General features: G+C 40.5%; 12 protein-coding genes and 1 pseudogene. 2 read left to right on the top strand and 11 right to left on the bottom strand.

What is annotated here, in order from left to right; translation table 11 throughout:
- Nucleotides 1-436: pseudogene (locus B7698_RS08055) on the bottom strand (DNA-directed RNA polymerase subunit beta); the annotation flags it as partial.
- Between the two features lie 761 nt (nt 437-1,197).
- On the opposite strand from B7698_RS08055, the gene B7698_RS08050 reads away from it, so the two are divergent.
- Nucleotides 1,198-2,406 carry an AcpB/EbpR/MafR family transcriptional regulator gene (locus B7698_RS08050; RefSeq protein ID WP_239822594.1) on the top strand — a complete coding sequence of 403 codons (1,209 nt, stop codon included), beginning with the start codon at nt 1,198-1,200 and terminating at the stop codon, nt 2,404-2,406.
- 114 nt (nt 2,407-2,520) lie between these two features.
- Nucleotides 2,521-6,417, top strand: a complete 3,897-nt coding sequence (locus tag B7698_RS08045; RefSeq protein ID WP_084865204.1) for a pullulanase — start codon at nt 2,521-2,523, stop codon at nt 6,415-6,417.
- A gap of 75 nt (nt 6,418-6,492) precedes the next feature.
- On the opposite strand, the gene B7698_RS08040 is transcribed toward B7698_RS08045, so the two are convergent.
- The 10 genes from B7698_RS08040 to bglA all read right to left on the bottom strand — a co-directional run bounded on the left by B7698_RS08040 (nt 6,493) and on the right by bglA (nt 16,744).
- Nucleotides 6,493-7,257, bottom strand: coding sequence for an amino acid ABC transporter ATP-binding protein (locus B7698_RS08040; RefSeq protein ID WP_023946737.1), 765 nt, complete (start codon nt 7,255-7,257; stop codon nt 6,493-6,495).
- Between the two features lie 9 nt (nt 7,258-7,266).
- A complete protein-coding gene (locus B7698_RS08035; protein ID WP_084865203.1) occupies nt 7,267-7,989 on the bottom strand; it encodes an amino acid ABC transporter permease in 723 nt (240 codons plus the stop codon).
- A 3-nt stretch (nt 7,990-7,992) separates the two neighbouring features.
- Entirely contained in the window at nt 7,993-8,685 is a 693-nt protein-coding gene (locus B7698_RS08030) for an amino acid ABC transporter permease (protein ID WP_004256697.1), read from the bottom strand.
- A 177-nt stretch (nt 8,686-8,862) separates the two neighbouring features.
- The gene (locus B7698_RS08020) at nt 8,863-9,741 is read right to left on the bottom strand and encodes a transporter substrate-binding domain-containing protein (RefSeq protein WP_084865202.1); all 879 of its coding nucleotides are present in this window, start codon (nt 9,739-9,741) and stop codon (nt 8,863-8,865) included.
- 11 nt (nt 9,742-9,752) lie between these two features.
- Nucleotides 9,753-10,751, bottom strand: a complete 999-nt coding sequence (locus B7698_RS08015; protein WP_084865201.1) for a uroporphyrinogen decarboxylase family protein — start codon at nt 10,749-10,751, stop codon at nt 9,753-9,755.
- A gap of 2 nt (nt 10,752-10,753) precedes the next feature.
- Complete coding sequence (locus B7698_RS08010; protein ID WP_004256687.1) at nt 10,754-10,957, bottom strand: hypothetical protein; 204 nt, start codon at nt 10,955-10,957, stop codon at nt 10,754-10,756.
- A 9-nt stretch (nt 10,958-10,966) separates the two neighbouring features.
- Complete coding sequence (locus tag B7698_RS08005; RefSeq protein WP_084865200.1) at nt 10,967-11,974, bottom strand: uroporphyrinogen decarboxylase family protein; 1,008 nt, start codon at nt 11,972-11,974, stop codon at nt 10,967-10,969.
- Nucleotides 11,975-12,194: 220 nt separating this feature from the next.
- Nucleotides 12,195-13,244: an LLM class flavin-dependent oxidoreductase gene (locus B7698_RS08000; protein WP_084865199.1), complete on the bottom strand. Its 1,050-nt coding sequence runs from the start codon at nt 13,242-13,244 to the stop codon at nt 12,195-12,197.
- A 117-nt stretch (nt 13,245-13,361) separates the two neighbouring features.
- Complete coding sequence (gene glmS / locus B7698_RS07995; protein ID WP_084865198.1) at nt 13,362-15,173, bottom strand: glutamine--fructose-6-phosphate transaminase (isomerizing); 1,812 nt, start codon at nt 15,171-15,173, stop codon at nt 13,362-13,364.
- Nucleotides 15,174-15,364: 191 nt separating this feature from the next.
- Nucleotides 15,365-16,744: a 6-phospho-beta-glucosidase gene (gene bglA, locus B7698_RS07990; RefSeq protein ID WP_084865197.1), complete on the bottom strand. Its 1,380-nt coding sequence runs from the start codon at nt 16,742-16,744 to the stop codon at nt 15,365-15,367.
- Nucleotides 16,745-16,789 lie beyond the last annotated feature (45 nt).

The raw sequence follows: 16,789 nt of genomic DNA, 5'->3' as shown, positions 1-16,789 counted from the left end.
CGTAAACACCTGGTGAGCGGACCAACTGAGATACGATGATACGTTCACCACCATTGATGATGAAAGTACCCATTTCTGTCATGATTGGGAAATCACCAAAGAAAACTTCTTGGGTCTTGATTTCGCCTGTTTCTTTATTGATCAAGCGGAAGGTTACAAAAATTGGTGCTGAGTAGCTAGCATCGTGGATACGAGCTTCTTCTAGCGTATATTTTGGTTCTTTGATTTCGTAGCCAACAAATTCCAACTCCATTGTGTCTGTGAAGTTTGAAATTGGCAATACATCTTCAAACACTTCCTTCAGACCATGGTCTAGGAAATCTTTAAATGAATCAGTTTGAATTTCAATCAAATTTGGTAAGTCAAGAACTTCTTTGATTCTTGAAAAACTACGACGGGTACGATGTTTCCCGTATTGAACGTCATGTCCTGCCAAGATGATTCTCCTTTGTAAATAAGTTCCAAGCCTTGTCAATCAGGCTTTTCTAATCGTCATATGGTTTTAAAAACCCCTATCACCGTGTCCCTTTGATGAATTTTCAGAATCTTTAAGTCTTTGTTACAAATGCTTAAAATCCTGAAAAAAAGCACAAAAAGAGCAGTTAAATCTGACTTTTTCAGGAGATTTAACTGCTGTGAGCCTTGTCTGGACAATATTTCAGACAAAACCTACGACAAATGATTACTCATATTATACCCTATTTAGCTAAATTTTTCAAGGTTTTTTTACTATTTTTTAAACAATCTTTTCCTATAAAAATAAAAAAATTAAATTCAATAATCGCTTTGCAAATTTCATTTTCAGTTTAATAATCCAAGAAAAATATAGTAAATTCAGATTTTCCTATTTTATCATAGGCTGTTTTCTTGACTTTACCAGGCTTTTCTTTTAATATATATGTATAAATATATAGGGAGGTTTATGATGAATATCTTGCTGTCTAAAACTGAACAAGACTTGCTATTCTTATTGGAAGAATTAACCAAACGCCATGATTGGATAGAATTTTGTCCGTCTTGGCTGAGAAGCTGAATTTTTCAATAGAAAAATTGCAAGAACACCTTTTTAAGCTTGAGCAATTGTTTCCTAACCTCCTGCTTCAATCAAGAAAAAAAGGCATTCAATTGCAGTTTGACTTCCAAAACACCTTAGATCCCAGGATTGCGATTCTTAAACAATCTGAAACCTATTCTTTTTTGAACCAGTTATTTTTCAAAGAGGGGCAATCGCTTGAGCAAATATGTCAGGTACTTTCCACTAATCAAGAGCATATTGAGGAAATCATTCATCGTATCAACACTAAACTTCCACAACACTATAGCGTCAACATCCAACCTTCCCCTTTAGTCATGGAGGGAGAAGAAGAGGACATTCGCGCCTTTTATCTAGACTACTTTAGCCAAAGTTACAGTTTTCTGGATTGGCCCTTTCCTTCTATTTCTGAAGAGGCACTCACTCACTTGATTCAGCTATTTTTGGACGCCCAACAAGTTTCACCCAACCTCAGTAGTTTACGACAAATCAAATATACTCTAGCTATCAATATGGAGCGCTTTAATAAGGGGCATTTGATTGAAAATCCTACTCCTCTTTTAACCAGTCACTACAGCACCCTCATGCAGATTACCCAGTTTGAACAAGATATCAAAAAGCTGGCTAAAAAACTTCATTTTGAACCGAAAAAGGAGACGCTAGAACAGCTATTTTCAAATCCAGTAAAGTCTCCTCAGATCACAAACAATCCTAGCAATGGAGTACTGGGTGATATTCAACATATCCAAAAATCTTATCGTTTATTGAGCCAAATTCTAGAAGAACTAGCTAAAGAATTTCACCTACAGATTGAAAATCGCGAGGAATTGATTTGGCTCCTCCACTACACTGCCCAATCTGATTTCTTTCATTTACTCAGTAACCAGTCTCTCGACAGACAGAAATCCCAAATTTTAAGCAGTTATCAAGTAGAATTTCCAAAACTATTTGAAGTAAGTCAACACAAATTCCAATCTTACCTTACTGAAATGGGGCTAGAAAATCACCCAAGTAAGCTACAAGAACTTGTCTACACCTTTTCTATCCAAGGGCAACGAATTTTAGTCCAATTACTTCAAAAACTTCCCAAAATACGTGTTTTAGTCATTAGTCATTTGGATAGTCATCACGCACAAAACCTTATCGACACCCTTGCTCACTACGGCAATAATCTCTATCTCTTTGATTCTTGGGAAGAATCTACGATTTCTTTCTCAATTCTCAATCAAATTCCTCACGATATTGTTATCACTACCTTTCCTGTCACCAACTCTCCTAAACCACTTATCTACAATCGTAACTTCTCTACTTCAGAACTATTTCATCACCTTCACCTGCTGGCTTCTCAAATTCATAAAGAAAGACTGGCTTAATCGTAACAAAATTTGTTGCGATTTTTTCTTTTATTTTAATTTTAGGAAAACGCTTGCATCTTATTTTACTAAGTGCTATACTGATGATAGAAATTTATTGATTGGAGAATCATTATGAGAAAAATACCATCTCAAACTGAGAAAAAAATGGTTTACAGCATCCGTTCCCTCAAAAATGGAACTGGTTCTGTCCTTATTGGAGCAAGCCTTATTCTGCTTGCCATGGCTACACCAACTATCTCAGCCAACGAAAATACACCAACCACTAACGAACCCAGCAACAGAAATACGACCTCCCTTACTCAACCTCTTACTGATGCAACAAACATCGCTGGCAAGAACGAAAGCGATTTTTCTTCACCCGATAGTGCAAACGCTTCCCTAAAGAAAACAGAAGAAAAACCTGCAACAGAGCCAACTACTCCTGCTGCAACTCCCGCCGATTCAGCCCCACAAACCGGACAAGATCGTTCAAGTGAACCAACTACTTCTACGAGTCCAGTAACGACTGAAACTAAGACAGAAGAGCCAATCGAAGACAACTACTTCCGCATCCATGTCAAAAAACTCCCTGAAGAAAACAAGGATAGTCAAGGACTATGGACTTGGGACGATGTTGAAAAACCTTCTGAAAATTGGCCGAACGGAGCCTTGTCCTTCAAGGATGCCAAAAAAGATGACTATGGCTACTACCTAGATGTCAAATTAAAGGGAGAACAAGCCAAGAAAATTAGCTTCCTCATCAATAATACAGCTGGGAAAAATCTAACCGGCGATAAATCAGTAGAAAAACTGGCACCAAAGATGAATGAGGCTTGGTTGGACCAAGATAACAAGGTTTTCTCTTACGAACCACAGCCTGCAGGAACTATTCGTGTCAACTACTACCGCACAGATGGCAACTATGACAAGAAGTCTCTCTGGTACTGGGGAGATGTGAAAGAGCCAAGTAGTGGTGAATGGCCTAATGGAACAGACTTTACGGCTACAGGCAAATATGGTCGCTATATCGATATTCCACTCAAAGATGCAGCTAAAGACCTTGGATTTTTATTACTAGACAGAAACAAACAAGGAGACGATGTGAAAATCCGTAAAGAAGATTATAAGTTCACAGATTTAAAAAATCATAGCCAAATTTTCCTAAAAGACGATGATGAAACCATCTACACCAACCCCTACTATGTGCACGATATCCGCATGACAGGAGCCCAACACGTAGGTACTTCTAGCATTGAGAGTAGTTTTTCAACACTTGTCGGTGCTAAAAAAGAGGATATCCTCAAACACTCTAACATCACTAATCACCTAGGAAACAAAGTAGCTATTACTGATGTTGCAATAGATGAAGCTGGTAAGAAAGTGACCTACAGCGGAGATTTCTCGGACACAAAACATCCATATACTGTTAGCTACAATTCCGACCAATTCACTACCAAAACAAGCTGGCGACTTAAAGATGAGACATACAGTTATGATGGCAAACTTGGAGCTGACTTAAAAGAAGAAGGAAAACAGGTTGATTTAACCCTTTGGTCACCAAGTGCTGATAAGGTTTCTGTCGTTGTCTACGACAAGAATGACCCTGAAAAAGTGGTTGGAACTGTCGCTCTTGAAAAAGGGGAAAGAGGAACTTGGAAACAAACTCTAGATAGCACAAATAAATTAGGAATCACAGATTTCACTGGCTACTATTATCAATACCAAATTGAACGTCAAGGTAAAACTGTTCTTGCACTCGATCCTTACGCTAAGTCCCTCGCTGCTTGGAATAGTGATCTTGCAAAAACAGACGCTTCCCATAAAGTGGCTAAAGCCGCCTTTGTAGATCCAGCCAAACTAGGACCTCAAGACTTGACTTATGGTAAGATTCACAACTTCAAGACTCGTGAAAATGCCGTTATCTACGAAGCTCATGTGCGTGACTTCACTTCAGATCCCGCTATCGCAAAAGACTTGACCAAACCATTTGGTACTTTTGAAGCCTTTATCGAAAAACTAGACTACCTCAAAAACTTGGGTGTAACCCACATCCAGCTCCTTCCAGTCTTGTCTTACTACTTTGTCAATGAATTGAAAAACCATGAACGCTTGTCTGACTATGCTTCAAGCAACAGCAACTATAACTGGGGATATGATCCTCAAAACTACTTCTCCTTGACTGGTATGTATTCAAGCGATCCTAAAAATCCAGAAAAACGAATCGCAGAATTTAAAAACCTCATCAACGAGATCCACAAACGTGGTATGGGAGCTATCCTAGATGTAGTGTATAACCATACAGCCAAGGTCGATATCTTTGAAGATTTAGAGCCAAACTACTACCACTTTATGGATGCTGATGGGACACCTCGCACTAGCTTTGGTGGTGGACGCTTGGGGACAACCCACCATATGACCAAACGACTCCTAGTTGACTCTATCAAATATCTAGTTGATACCTACAAAGTGGATGGATTCCGCTTCGATATGATGGGAGACCATGATGCAGCTTCTATTGAAGAAGCGTACAAGGCCGCACGCGCCCTCAATCCACACTTAATCATGCTTGGTGAAGGTTGGAGAACCTATGCAGGTGATGAGAACATGCCTACTAAAGCTGCTGACCAAGATTGGATGAAACATACCGATACAGTCGCTGTCTTTTCAGATGACATTCGTAACAACCTCAAGTCTGGTTATCCAAACGAAGGTCAACCTGCCTTTATCACAGGTGGCAAGCGTGATATCAACACCATCTTCAAAAATATCATTGCTCAACCAACCAACTTTGAAGCTGACAGCCCTGGAGATGTCATCCAATACATCGCAGCCCATGATAACTTGACCCTCTTTGACATCATCGCCCAGTCTATCAAAAAAGACCCAAGCAAGGCTGAGAACTATGCTGAAATCCACCGTCGTTTGCGACTTGGAAACCTCATGGTCTTGACATCTCAAGGAACTCCGTTTATCCACTCTGGTCAGGAATACGGACGTACTAAACAATTCCGTGACCCAGCCTACAAGACTCCAGTATCGGAGGATAAGGTTCCAAACAAATCTCACTTGTTGCGTGATAAGGACGGCAATCCATTTGACTATCCTTACTTCATCCATGACTCTTACGATTCGAGTGATGCTATTAACAAGTTTGACTGGACTAAGGCTACAGATGGAAAAGCATATCCTGAAAATGTCAAGAGCCGTGACTATATGAAAGGGTTGATTGCTCTTCGTCAATCTACAGATGCCTTCCGACTTAAGAGTCTCCAAGATATCAAAGACCGTGTCCACCTCATCACTGTCCCAGGCCAAAATGGTGTGGCAAAAGAGGACGTAGTAATTGGCTACCAAATCACTGCTCCAAATGGAGACATCTACGCAGTCTTTGTCAATGCGGACGAAAAAGCTCGCGAATTTAATTTGGGAACTGCCTTTGCCCACCTCAGAAATGCTGAAGTTTTAGCAGATGAAAACCAAGCAGGGCCAGTAGGAATTGCCAACCCGAAAGGACTCGAATGGACTGAAAAAGGCTTGAAATTAAATGCCCTTACAGCTACTGTTCTTAGAATCTCTCAAGGCGGTGCCATCGTTGCCCCAGCTGTGGAAGAAAAACCAGAATTTGACCTTTCTAGCTTAAAACAAGAACAAGGGCAATATAATATCCAAGACAATATGTCAAACCGAGTAGTCAAACCGGAACAGCAAACTCCAGCTCCACAAACTAAACCTGATTCTGCAAAACCAGATGCAAAAGTAGCTGATGCAGAAAATAAACCTAGCCAAGCTACAGCTGATTCACAAGCTGAACAACCAGCACAAGAAGCACAAGCATCATCTGTAAGTGAAGCTGTTCAAAACGAATCAGTAGAAAACCCTAGCAAGGAAAATATACCTGCGCCTCTAGCTAAACAAGCTGAACTTCCAAATACAGGAACCAAAAACGATCACAAACTCCTGTTTGCAGGAATTAGTCTCCTTGCCCTTCTAGGTCTCGGGTTCTTACTAAAAAACAAAAAAGAGAACTAAACTAGCCCTCCTATAGAACAATCCCCCAAGCATTAAAGCTCGGGGGATTAATTTTTGCCCTGATAATCCTATCTGTCAAATCATATATTCCACACTATAGGTCGCATCCGAGAGTATTCGTGCCAAAAATTGCTTGGTTCTTTCTTCTTTTGGACGACTAAAGAAATCATGGGCATTATTTTCTTCAACAATTTTCCCACCATCCATAAAAATGACATGGTTGGCTACATCTCTGGCAAAACCCATCTCATGAGTCACTACTACCATAGTAACTCCTTCTTTAGCTAACTGTTTTAAAACATCTAAAACATCTCCTACCAACTCTGGATCCAAGGCCGATGTCGGCTCATCTAATAAAATGACCTCTGGTTTCACAGCGATGGCACGCGCAATGCCAATTCGTTGTTGCTGGCCTCCAGAAAGCTGAGAAGGATAATAATCTTTATAAGCTAGTAAACCAACTTTTTCTAAGGCAGCTTCCGCACGTTTGGTTGCTTCTTCCTTAGGAATTTTCCGAGCAATTACCAAGCCCTCTAAAATATTTTCCAAGGCGGTCTTATTAGCAAATAAATTATAATGTTGGAAAACGAAGGCTGTCTTCTGGCGAATTTCTAAAATATCTTTTTTGGTCAATTTGCCAAGATCGTAGTCTTTATCAGCAAGCTTCAAAGAGCCACTATCGGCCTTTTCTAAATGATTGAGACATCTGAGAAAAGTCGTTTTACCTGATCCAGATGGCCCCAATATTACAACCACATCCCCTTGGTTGACCTTGAGATTAACATCTTCTAGGACTTGTCTGTCTCCAAATTTTTTTGCAACATGTTCTACTTGTAACATTGTCTCCTCCTATGCTAAACCTGTACTGGGCACTACTTGTCCCTTTTCTCTTCGAATATAGCGTTTCTCTATAATTGAAAAGCCCCATTGAATCAATCCGCAAATAAGAATGTACTGTAAAAAGATCACAAAATAGGATTCAAAATACTGATAACCATAAGACGCTTCAACACGGGCAATGGCTGTAATATCCTTAATGGTCATCACAAAAACCAAAGAGGTTCCTTTTACAATATTTATGACTAGATTAGCCAGATTGGGCAAAGCTGATCGCAAGGCCTGTGGAAAAACAATCCTCACATAAGCTTGGCTAGTGGTTAAGCCAATCGCTTGTGCAGCTTCTAACTGTCCCTTATCCACAGTCAAAATAGCCGAACGTAAAATTTCTGATAAACTACCTGTTGTCATCAGGCTATAGATAATAAAAGCATAATAGATGGGATTGAGTTTAAAGATATCAACATCACTCCCTATGCTTTTGAGAAATTGATTGAGCAAACTCGGAAACAAACTATAGAAGAAAAGAATCAGTAAAATCGGAGGAGTCGCTCTTATAAAAGCGAGATACACGAGGGAGAATGTTCGAACACCTTTCACTTTATATATTTGTCCCAGTGCTAAAAACAAGGCTGGTAGAAAACTTAAGACCATAGCTACAATCATGATAATCAAAGTGGTCGGTACCCCTTTTAAGGTCTCTAAAAAGGTTTTTGAAATATAGTCTAAATCCATATCCTATCTCCCTTTCGTTTCCAAAGATTTTTCTAACAAGCGACTCAAGAAGGAAACAGCCAAAGCTACACCCCAATAAAGAATGGCAACCGCTGTATAGGTTTCAAGAGAGTAATTCCCCAAATTGCGACTGATTAAGAGATTCCCAGCCCCCATGACATCCACAAAACCAATCGTATAGGCTAGGGCAGCGTCCCGCATCAAATTTAGAATAGCGGTCGTCATATTTGGAAGAGCCACTTGAAAAGCCTGAGGAAAAATGATTCTCCAAAATGTCTGACTAGGGGTCAGACCAATACTGACTCCAGCCTCCATCTGACCTTTGGGAATTGCCTGATAGGACGCCTTAAATACTTCTGCAATGATAGCCGCAAATAGTAAGACCATGGTGAATAAGACGAAAACCGTCTTAGACCAGTTGTTGATGTCTAAATTCAGCCACCATTTTAAAAATTCAGGTAAACCATAAAAAACTAAAAACAGTAAGACAATGGGGGGAGTACAGCGAAGAGTGAAAATATAGCCCTTGGAAAGACCTGCAAAAGTCTTATCTTCTCCCACTTGAGCCCAAGCCAATAAGCCACCGAAAAGGGAACCGAGGATTGTAGTAAAAAAGAGAATGGACAAGGTCATCGGAAGAGCCTGCCATAAGGTTGGTAAAAATTGGAACACTCTTGAAAAATCATATGAAACCATATAAACCTCTTTCTAATACTCAATGAAAATCAAAAAGCAAACTAGCCACAGGTTGCTCAAAACAGTGTTTTGAGGTTGTGGATAGAACTGACGAAGTCAGTAACCATACCTACGGCAAGGCGACGTTGACGCGGTTTGAAGAGATTTTCGAAGAGTATAATATGCCTGATTGCTCATCTAATCTTTATCAACGTAGCTAAAAACATCTTCTTTAAAGTATTTTTGAGAAAGTTTAGCTAGAGTTCCCTCTTCTTTTAATTCTTTAATCGCTTTTTCATACTCTTTAGCAAACTTCTCGCCCTTTTCATCACGGTGAATCAATGGATAGGTTGGGATTCCTTTATAAGGGAACCAGCTAAGTTTGTCCGCATATTGGTGGTAAGAACCATCCTCTGCTGTCACTGCTTTTTCAAAAGACAACTTGATATCAAAGAAGGCATCGTAACGTCCTTCTAAAACCCAAGCATAAGCATCTGCCACCTTGAATGATTCAGCAGCTGTCAACTCAATTGGTGAATCCTTGTGCTTGTCATTATAACTATTGATAACATTCCACTGAGCATTTTGAGGAGAGATTGGTACTAATTTGCCTTTGTTTTTGGCGAAATCATCAATATTCTTATATTTGGCTTCATCTTCTTTTCTGACAGTAAAACCAATAATGCTGGCTCCTACTGGCTCAGATGGAATAATGAATTTCTTAGCCCGTTCATCTGTATACCAAGCACCTTTAGTTCCAATATCGTACTTGCCAGACTCAAGTCCAATCAAGAGATCATCATCACTCGTTCCAGTATACTCAAATTTATAATCTGCTAATTTCTCATCAACCGCCTTTAAAACAGCAACTTCATAACCATCTGATTCCCCTTTTTCGTCAATAAAATCATAAGGGACATAGTTTTGAGTATGGGCAACTTTTAAAGTTGTTACTTGTCCAGATGAAGCTGCATCTGCACCTTTAGCAGATGCTCCCGCCAAAGTTCTACCAATAATCGTTGCTCCAAGCACTGCCGCAACCGCAACTCCACCAATAATCCATGTTTTCTTACTCATATTCTTCTCCTTTATTTATCTAATGCCTCTCTCACCCACTGGATACGCTCCACTGCAATATCACTCGGAATGGTACAATCTGCTCCAAGTATGAAGCCCTCTTTTCCTGTTTCTTCTACCAATCGTTTGGTTTCAGCTTGAATTTCTTCCTTACTGCCTCGATAAAGAAGGCCATCTTCACCGTTTTCAAATCCTCCCAGAACAGCACGACCCTTGAAAATCTCACGACCTTCTTTTAGGCTAATTCCTTCTGGACCAACTGCCCAGTTAAAAACATGAGCTGGATAGTCGGCAAAGATATGAATATCGTTTCGAGCTCCTTCATAGCCACAGATATGAAGGATATTTACCCCACCAACCGACTTAGCCGCTTTTAAAACAGTCAGTTCACTCGGCGCAATAATCTCCTGATAGGCTTCAGCAGAAACACGCGCATCCTGAATACTTTGCACACTGAGATAAATACCGTCTGCTCCTGCATCTTTAATAATAGCTTGACTCAAGCTAGCGATATCTTGCGCAATCACATCAAGGACTTTTTTCAATTTCTGAGAATCTTGAACTAAGAAATCTGCAATGAGATCATCTCCACCAGACACTTCTCCAAGTAACCATTTGAGGTAGGTCACAGGCGCAAAAATATTGTAAATAGCAACAATGTCCTCCGTAAACTCCTGCTTAATCTTCTTCACTAATTCTACCTGCTCTCTAATCCACGGATGATCTTCACCCAGAGGTTGAATCTCCGCCAGCTCTTGGAGTGACTTCCCTTTGGCAATAACTGTATTTGGATAAGCAAAATAGCCATCACTCATCAACTTGATAAAGTCTGGATGTAGTTCACGGATAAATTGTTTGTGACCTTGTATGTTCTTTTCAATAATCACAGGATTGGAAAATCCCTTTAACCATTCCTCTTCTGATGTAAAGTGGTGCCAAAAACCTACAGGTACACGGTCAACCACTTCTCCTCTAAATGCTTTTAAAACCCATTCTCTTTTTTCTGACATCTCTATTCTCCATTTCTTTCTTTTTCGACTAATAAAACACTGGCAATATCATTGGTTTGAATAAAAGGAAGACTTCCCTTCTGAAAATCCTGAATCCCATGACATCTTGACCCTTCCTTACAATTAAATCCCTTGGTAATACTAATCGCAAGTAGGATGACAAAGCCAAGGACCATCCCTGCCAATAGCCACTTTTTTCTTTTCATAAGGCCCTCCTATTCTAAAATAGTAGCCTGACGAATCCAGTCCAATCTTTCTAATTCAAAGTCATCTGGAACTGTACAATCCGCTCCAAGAAGGACCCCTCTAGTCCCAGCCTCAGCTAACAAGCGTTTGGTTTCCTCTTGTAGTTTAGCCTTGCTACCTCCATAAAGCAGGCTCTGCTTCCCATTTTCAAAACCACCCAAGACCGCTTTGCCATGAAATAGCTCCTGACCTTGAGGTAAACTGACTGCTTCATGGTGGGTTGCCCAATTGAAAACCTGGGCTGGATAATCTTTGAAAATAGTCACATTGTTACTGGCACCTTGGAAACCGCAGATATGCAGGATATTTACCCCACCTACCTGATTGGCAGCTTCTAAAACCTTTATGTTGCTTGGCTCAATATAGGTCTGATACAATTCTGCTGTGATGCGCTCATCCTGAATTTCTTGTGTACTGAGGTAAATCCCATCTGCTCCACCATACTGAATGATTGCCTTGGTTAGGATTGCGATATCCTCAGCTATTACATCTAAAATCTCCCTGAATAGCTCTGGATTTTCGAGTAATAGATTAGCAACCTCCTTATCACCTCTAGAAGTCTCTGTACGAAACCAACGTTTCAGGTAGGAAATCGGAGAAAAGATATTGTAGAATGAAGCAATGTCCTCAGTGAAGGTTGCTCGAATAGCTTCTACCACTTCTACTTGTTGCTGAATCCAAGGATGGTTTTCACCAATCGACTCAATAGAAGCCAGCTCCTGAATACTTGAAACCAAAGGACTGTAGACATTACTTGGATAAATGAAAAATCCGTCACTCATCATTTTGACAAAATCAGGATGAATTCTTTCAACGTACTTCCGATGTCCCTCTACACTTTTTTGAAAGATACGTGGGTTATTTAAACCTTGCCCTTTTTCCTCCAGTGTTACAAAATGAAACCAAAAGCCTACAGGAACTCGTTCCACCTCTTCTCCTCGGATGGCTTTAAAAACTAGCTCTCTTTTACTTGTCATACTTTTCTCCTTCCATTTGGATTGAAACCATCTTACCACTCCTTTTGACCTTTTCCCAATATATATTGACTATCGACTTGATTGAGATTGTTTATATCAATAGAGAAAAAAACCTCTGGAAAGCTTGATTTTACTAGCTTTTCAGAGATTCTTTTCTGTTTATTGCTTTTTTAAAATAGTTGTTATATAGATTTTTTATCAGCCTGATTAGGATTTTTTATTAAGCCTCTTTCATGGCAAAATAAGCCCGTACTTTGGGTACAACTTGTGTACCGAAGAGTTCAATAGCTCTCAGGACTTGTTCATGAGGCATAGAACCAAGAGGTAGGTGCAACATAAAGCGATCCAAACCTAAGTCTTCAATCATGCGAATCAATTTTTCGGCCACCTGATCTGAATTGCCCACAAACATAGCACCATTTGGTCCAACTTGCTCCAAATATTGCTCATAACGCAATTCCTGCCAGTGCGGACGGTCTTTGGAAATAGCATCCACCACTTGCTTGGTCGGATGGAAATAATCTTTTACAGCCTGCTCGCCATCTTCAGCAATCCAACCCCAAGAATGAGCCCCAACCTTTAGTTCATGACTAGCATGGCCCGCTTCGCTCCCAATCTCACGATAAGCCTGAATCAACTTTTTAAAATAACGCGGATTGCCACCAATAATTGCATAGACAATCGGTAGACCAGCCTGAGCAATCTTCACTGTTGATTCGACATGACCACCTGTCGCTATCCACAAGGGTAATTTGTCCTGAACTGGACGAGGATAGACTTCTTTGCCAGAGATTGTTTGGGTCAAGCGACCTTGCCAGTCTAACTTGGTCTTCTCATTGACTAACTGGAGCAAATCTAATTTCTCATCAAAAAGGGCTTCGTAGTCTTTCAAGTCATAGCCAAACAAGGGAAAAGATTCCGTGAAAGAACCCCTTCCAGCCATAATCTCCGCTCGTCCATTTGACAAAGCATCGATGGTCGCATATTGTTGGAACAAACGAATAGGGTCCATGCTCGAGATAATGCTAACTGCACTGGTCAAACGGATTTTCTTGGTATTGACTGCCCCAGCTGCCAGGACAATCTCTGGGGCTGATACCGCAAAGTCTTCCCGATGGTGCTCACCAACTCCATACACATCCAAACCAAGCTTGTCAGCCAGTTCAATCTCTGCCACCAACTGACGAATGCGTTCGGCATGACTGTAAATCTGTCCAGTCCCTTCAAGCTCCGTTGTTTCCCCGAATGTTGAAATTCCCAATTCTACCATTGTGATTCTCCCCGTCTATTTCTTTCCTGCAATTTGAAAAATTATTCTAACACGAAACTTGGGTACAAGCAACCGATTTGCTTACAAGAAAAAGCCTAGATAACTAGACTTTTTAGCTTATTCTACCGTTACTGATTTAGCAAGGTTACGTGGTTTATCTACATCCAGTCCACGGTGAAGTGAAGCATAGTAAGCAATCAATTGAGTAGGAATAACCATAGAAATACTAGATAGATATGGATGAACTTTATTAATAATAATGTCATCACCTTCTTTTTCTATTCCTTCTTCCACAATAGTTAGAGCATTAGCTCCACGAGCTACTACTTCAGAAATATTACCACGAGTATGAGAAGCGACGGTTGGATTGTCAGAAATTAAGGCAATAACAGGTGTACCATCCTCAATTAAAGATATAGTTCCATGTTTAAGTTCTCCTGCCGCAAAACCTTCACACTGAATATAAGAAATTTCCTTAAGTTTTAGGCTAGCCTCCATAACTACATAGTAGTCCTGACCACGTCCAATGTAGAAAGCATTACGAGTTGTTTCTAAGAGTCCTCTAACCTTTTCTTCAATCAATTCTTTCTCTGAAAGTGTAGACTCAATAGACTGAGCTACAATTGAAAGTTCACGCACTAAATCAAACTTTTTAGCTTTTTCATTCCCATTAGCTTCACCAACTGCCTTAGCAAGAAATGCTAATGTCGCCACTTGTCCTGTATAAGCCTTAGTTGAAGCTACAGCAATTTCTGGACCAGCATGCAATAACATAGTATAAGTTGCTTCACGAGATAGTGTAGAGCCTGCAACATTAGTTACAGTTAAACTTGGAATTCCCATTTCATTAGCTTTTACTAAAACTTGACGACTATCAGCAGTTTCACCTGACTGACTAAGCAAAATAAACATTGGTTTTTTGCTCAGTAGCGGCATAGCATAACCCCATTCAGATGCAATACCCAATTCCACTGGTGTATCCGTCAATTCTTCCAGCATCTTCTTAGAAGCAAATCCTGCGTGGTAAGATGTCCCAGCTGCAAGGATGTAGATACGGTCTGCGTCTTGAACAGCCTGGATGATAGCTGGGTCTACTACTACTTGACCAGCCTCATCTGTGTAGGCTTGGATGAGTTTACGCATAACAGTTGGTTGCTCATCGATTTCCTTGAGCATGTAGTAAGGATAAGTTCCCTTACCTATATCTGACAAATCAAGCTCAGCAGTGTAGCTAGCACGCTCACGACTATTACCATCATAGTCTTGAACTTCTACGCTATCAGCCTTGACGATTACCAACTCTTGGTCATGAATTTCCATGTATTGGTTGGTCTCACGAATCATAGCCATAGCATCTGAGCAGACCATGTTATAGCCTTGTCCAAGACCAATCAAAAGTGGTGATTTATTTTTCGCCACGTAGATGACTTCAGGATCTTGTGAGTCAACCAAGGCAAAGGCAAAAGAACCACGGATGATATGAAGGGCTTTTTTGAAGGCTTCAAGAACTGACAAGCCATCTTCTTCCGCAAATTTTCCAATCAAGTGAACAGCGATTTCAGTATCTGTTTGTCCCTTAAAGTGGTGACCTGCAAGGTATTCTTCCTTGATTTCAAGGTAGTTCTCAATCACCCCATTGTGCACCAAAACAAAACGTTCAGTCTCAGAGCGATGTGGGTGAGCATTGTCTTCCGTTGGTTTCCCGTGAGTCGCCCAACGAGTATGTCCGATACCAGTTGTTCCCTCAACACCAGCTGTCTTAGCAGACAATTCTGCAATACGACCTACAGCCTTGACTAGATGGTTTTCAGCACCACCTAGGACAAAAATCCCCGCAGAATCATAGCCACGGTATTCGAGCTTTTCAAGCCCTTGAATCAAAATATCAGTTGCATTTGTGTTTCCAACAACACCAACAATTCCACACATAGTATATACGACACAGACCAGCTGTGCTTTCTCCTTAAAATTGGTATAGTCTAATTCCTCTTCTATAGAATCAGTAAAAACAGTATATACTTGTTTCTTTCACTTGTCAAGAGTAAAAATTGGTATAGTTCAAATTAAGCTCCTGTAAGCAAAAAACTCTGACCAATTAGGATAATCAGTCAGAGTCCTTTTTAAAATCCATTATTGTCGCTTAATTCCTTGAACCAGTGCCCTGATTTTTTCAGACGACGTTCTTGCGTTTCCAAGTCAAGCTCAACTAGACCATAGCGATTTTTATAGCTATTGAGCCATGACCAGCAATCGATAAAGGTCCAAATCAAGTATCCCTTACAATTGGCTCCGTCTTCAATGGCACGGTGAAGTTCACGAAGATGACCTTTTACAAAGTCAATACGATAATCATCTTGAATCATTCCATCTTGACGGAATTTTTCTTCCCCTTCAACACCCATACCATTCTCTGTCAACATCCATTCGATATTACCATAATTTTCCTTGATATTTTGAGCAATGTCATAAATCCCTTGTTCATAAATCTCCCAGCCACGATGAGGATTGATTTTACGTCCAGGCATCACATAAGGCTCGTAAAAATGTTCTGGTAAGAGTGGACTCTCTGGATGCTTAGCAAATCGAGGCGCCATAACACGCAAAGGTTGATAGTAGTTGACACCAAGGAAGTCCACCGTATTTTCACGAATGAGCTCCAACTCCTCCTCTGTAGCATCAGGCAAGAGACCGTATTCATGTAAGATTTCTACCAACTCCTGTGGATAAGTCCCCAAAACGGACGGATCTAAGAAAGATTGAGCTTGAAAAAGGGCCGCAATGCGAGCTGCCTTGACATCAGCAGGATGCTGGCTACGTGGATAAGCCGGTGTCAAGTTGAGGACAATCCCAATCTTGGAATCAGACAAGAGTTCATGACAGGCCTTGACTGCCCGACTGCTAGCCAATTGTGTATGATAAGCTACTTTAACGGCTGCCTCTGCATCCACCTTATGTGGATAATGGGCATCGTAAAAATATCCAAATTCTACTGGAACGATGGGCTCGTTAAAGGTAATCCATTGATCCACTAAATCTCCATAGGTCTCAAAACAAAAACGGGCATAGTCTTCATAGGCTGAGACAGTCTCCTTATTTTCCCAACCATCACCATCTTCTTGAAGGGCGAAAGGCAAATCAAAATGATAAAGATTGACTAAAAGACGAATCCCTTTGGCCTTAATAGCCTCAAAAACCTTACGGTAAAAGTCTACACCTTGAGGATTGACTTCCCCACGCCCTTGTGGAAAAATCCGTGACCACTGAATAGAAGTCCGAAAGGCCGTGTGACCAGTTTCTAACAGTAGCTCAATATCCTTTTCCCAGTTTTCATAAAAGGTTGATGTTTTATCTGGACCAATCCCATTATAGTAACGATTTGGCTCCACTTGGTACCAATAATCCCAGAGATTATCTCCCTTACCGTCACCAGCTACACGTCCTTCTGTTTGTGGTCCAGAAGTAGAGGATCCCCAGACAAAATCCTTTGGAAATCTTAGCATACATTTACCTCTTTATCTACTCATTTTTCCCATTATACAGAAAAA

This window comes from Streptococcus mitis (genome assembly GCF_002096855.1).
GTDB classification, from domain to species: Bacteria; Bacillota; Bacilli; order Lactobacillales; family Streptococcaceae; genus Streptococcus; species Streptococcus mitis_Y.
Note: the sequence above shows the minus strand (reverse complement) of the source record. Positions and strands in the feature narration are given on the sequence as shown.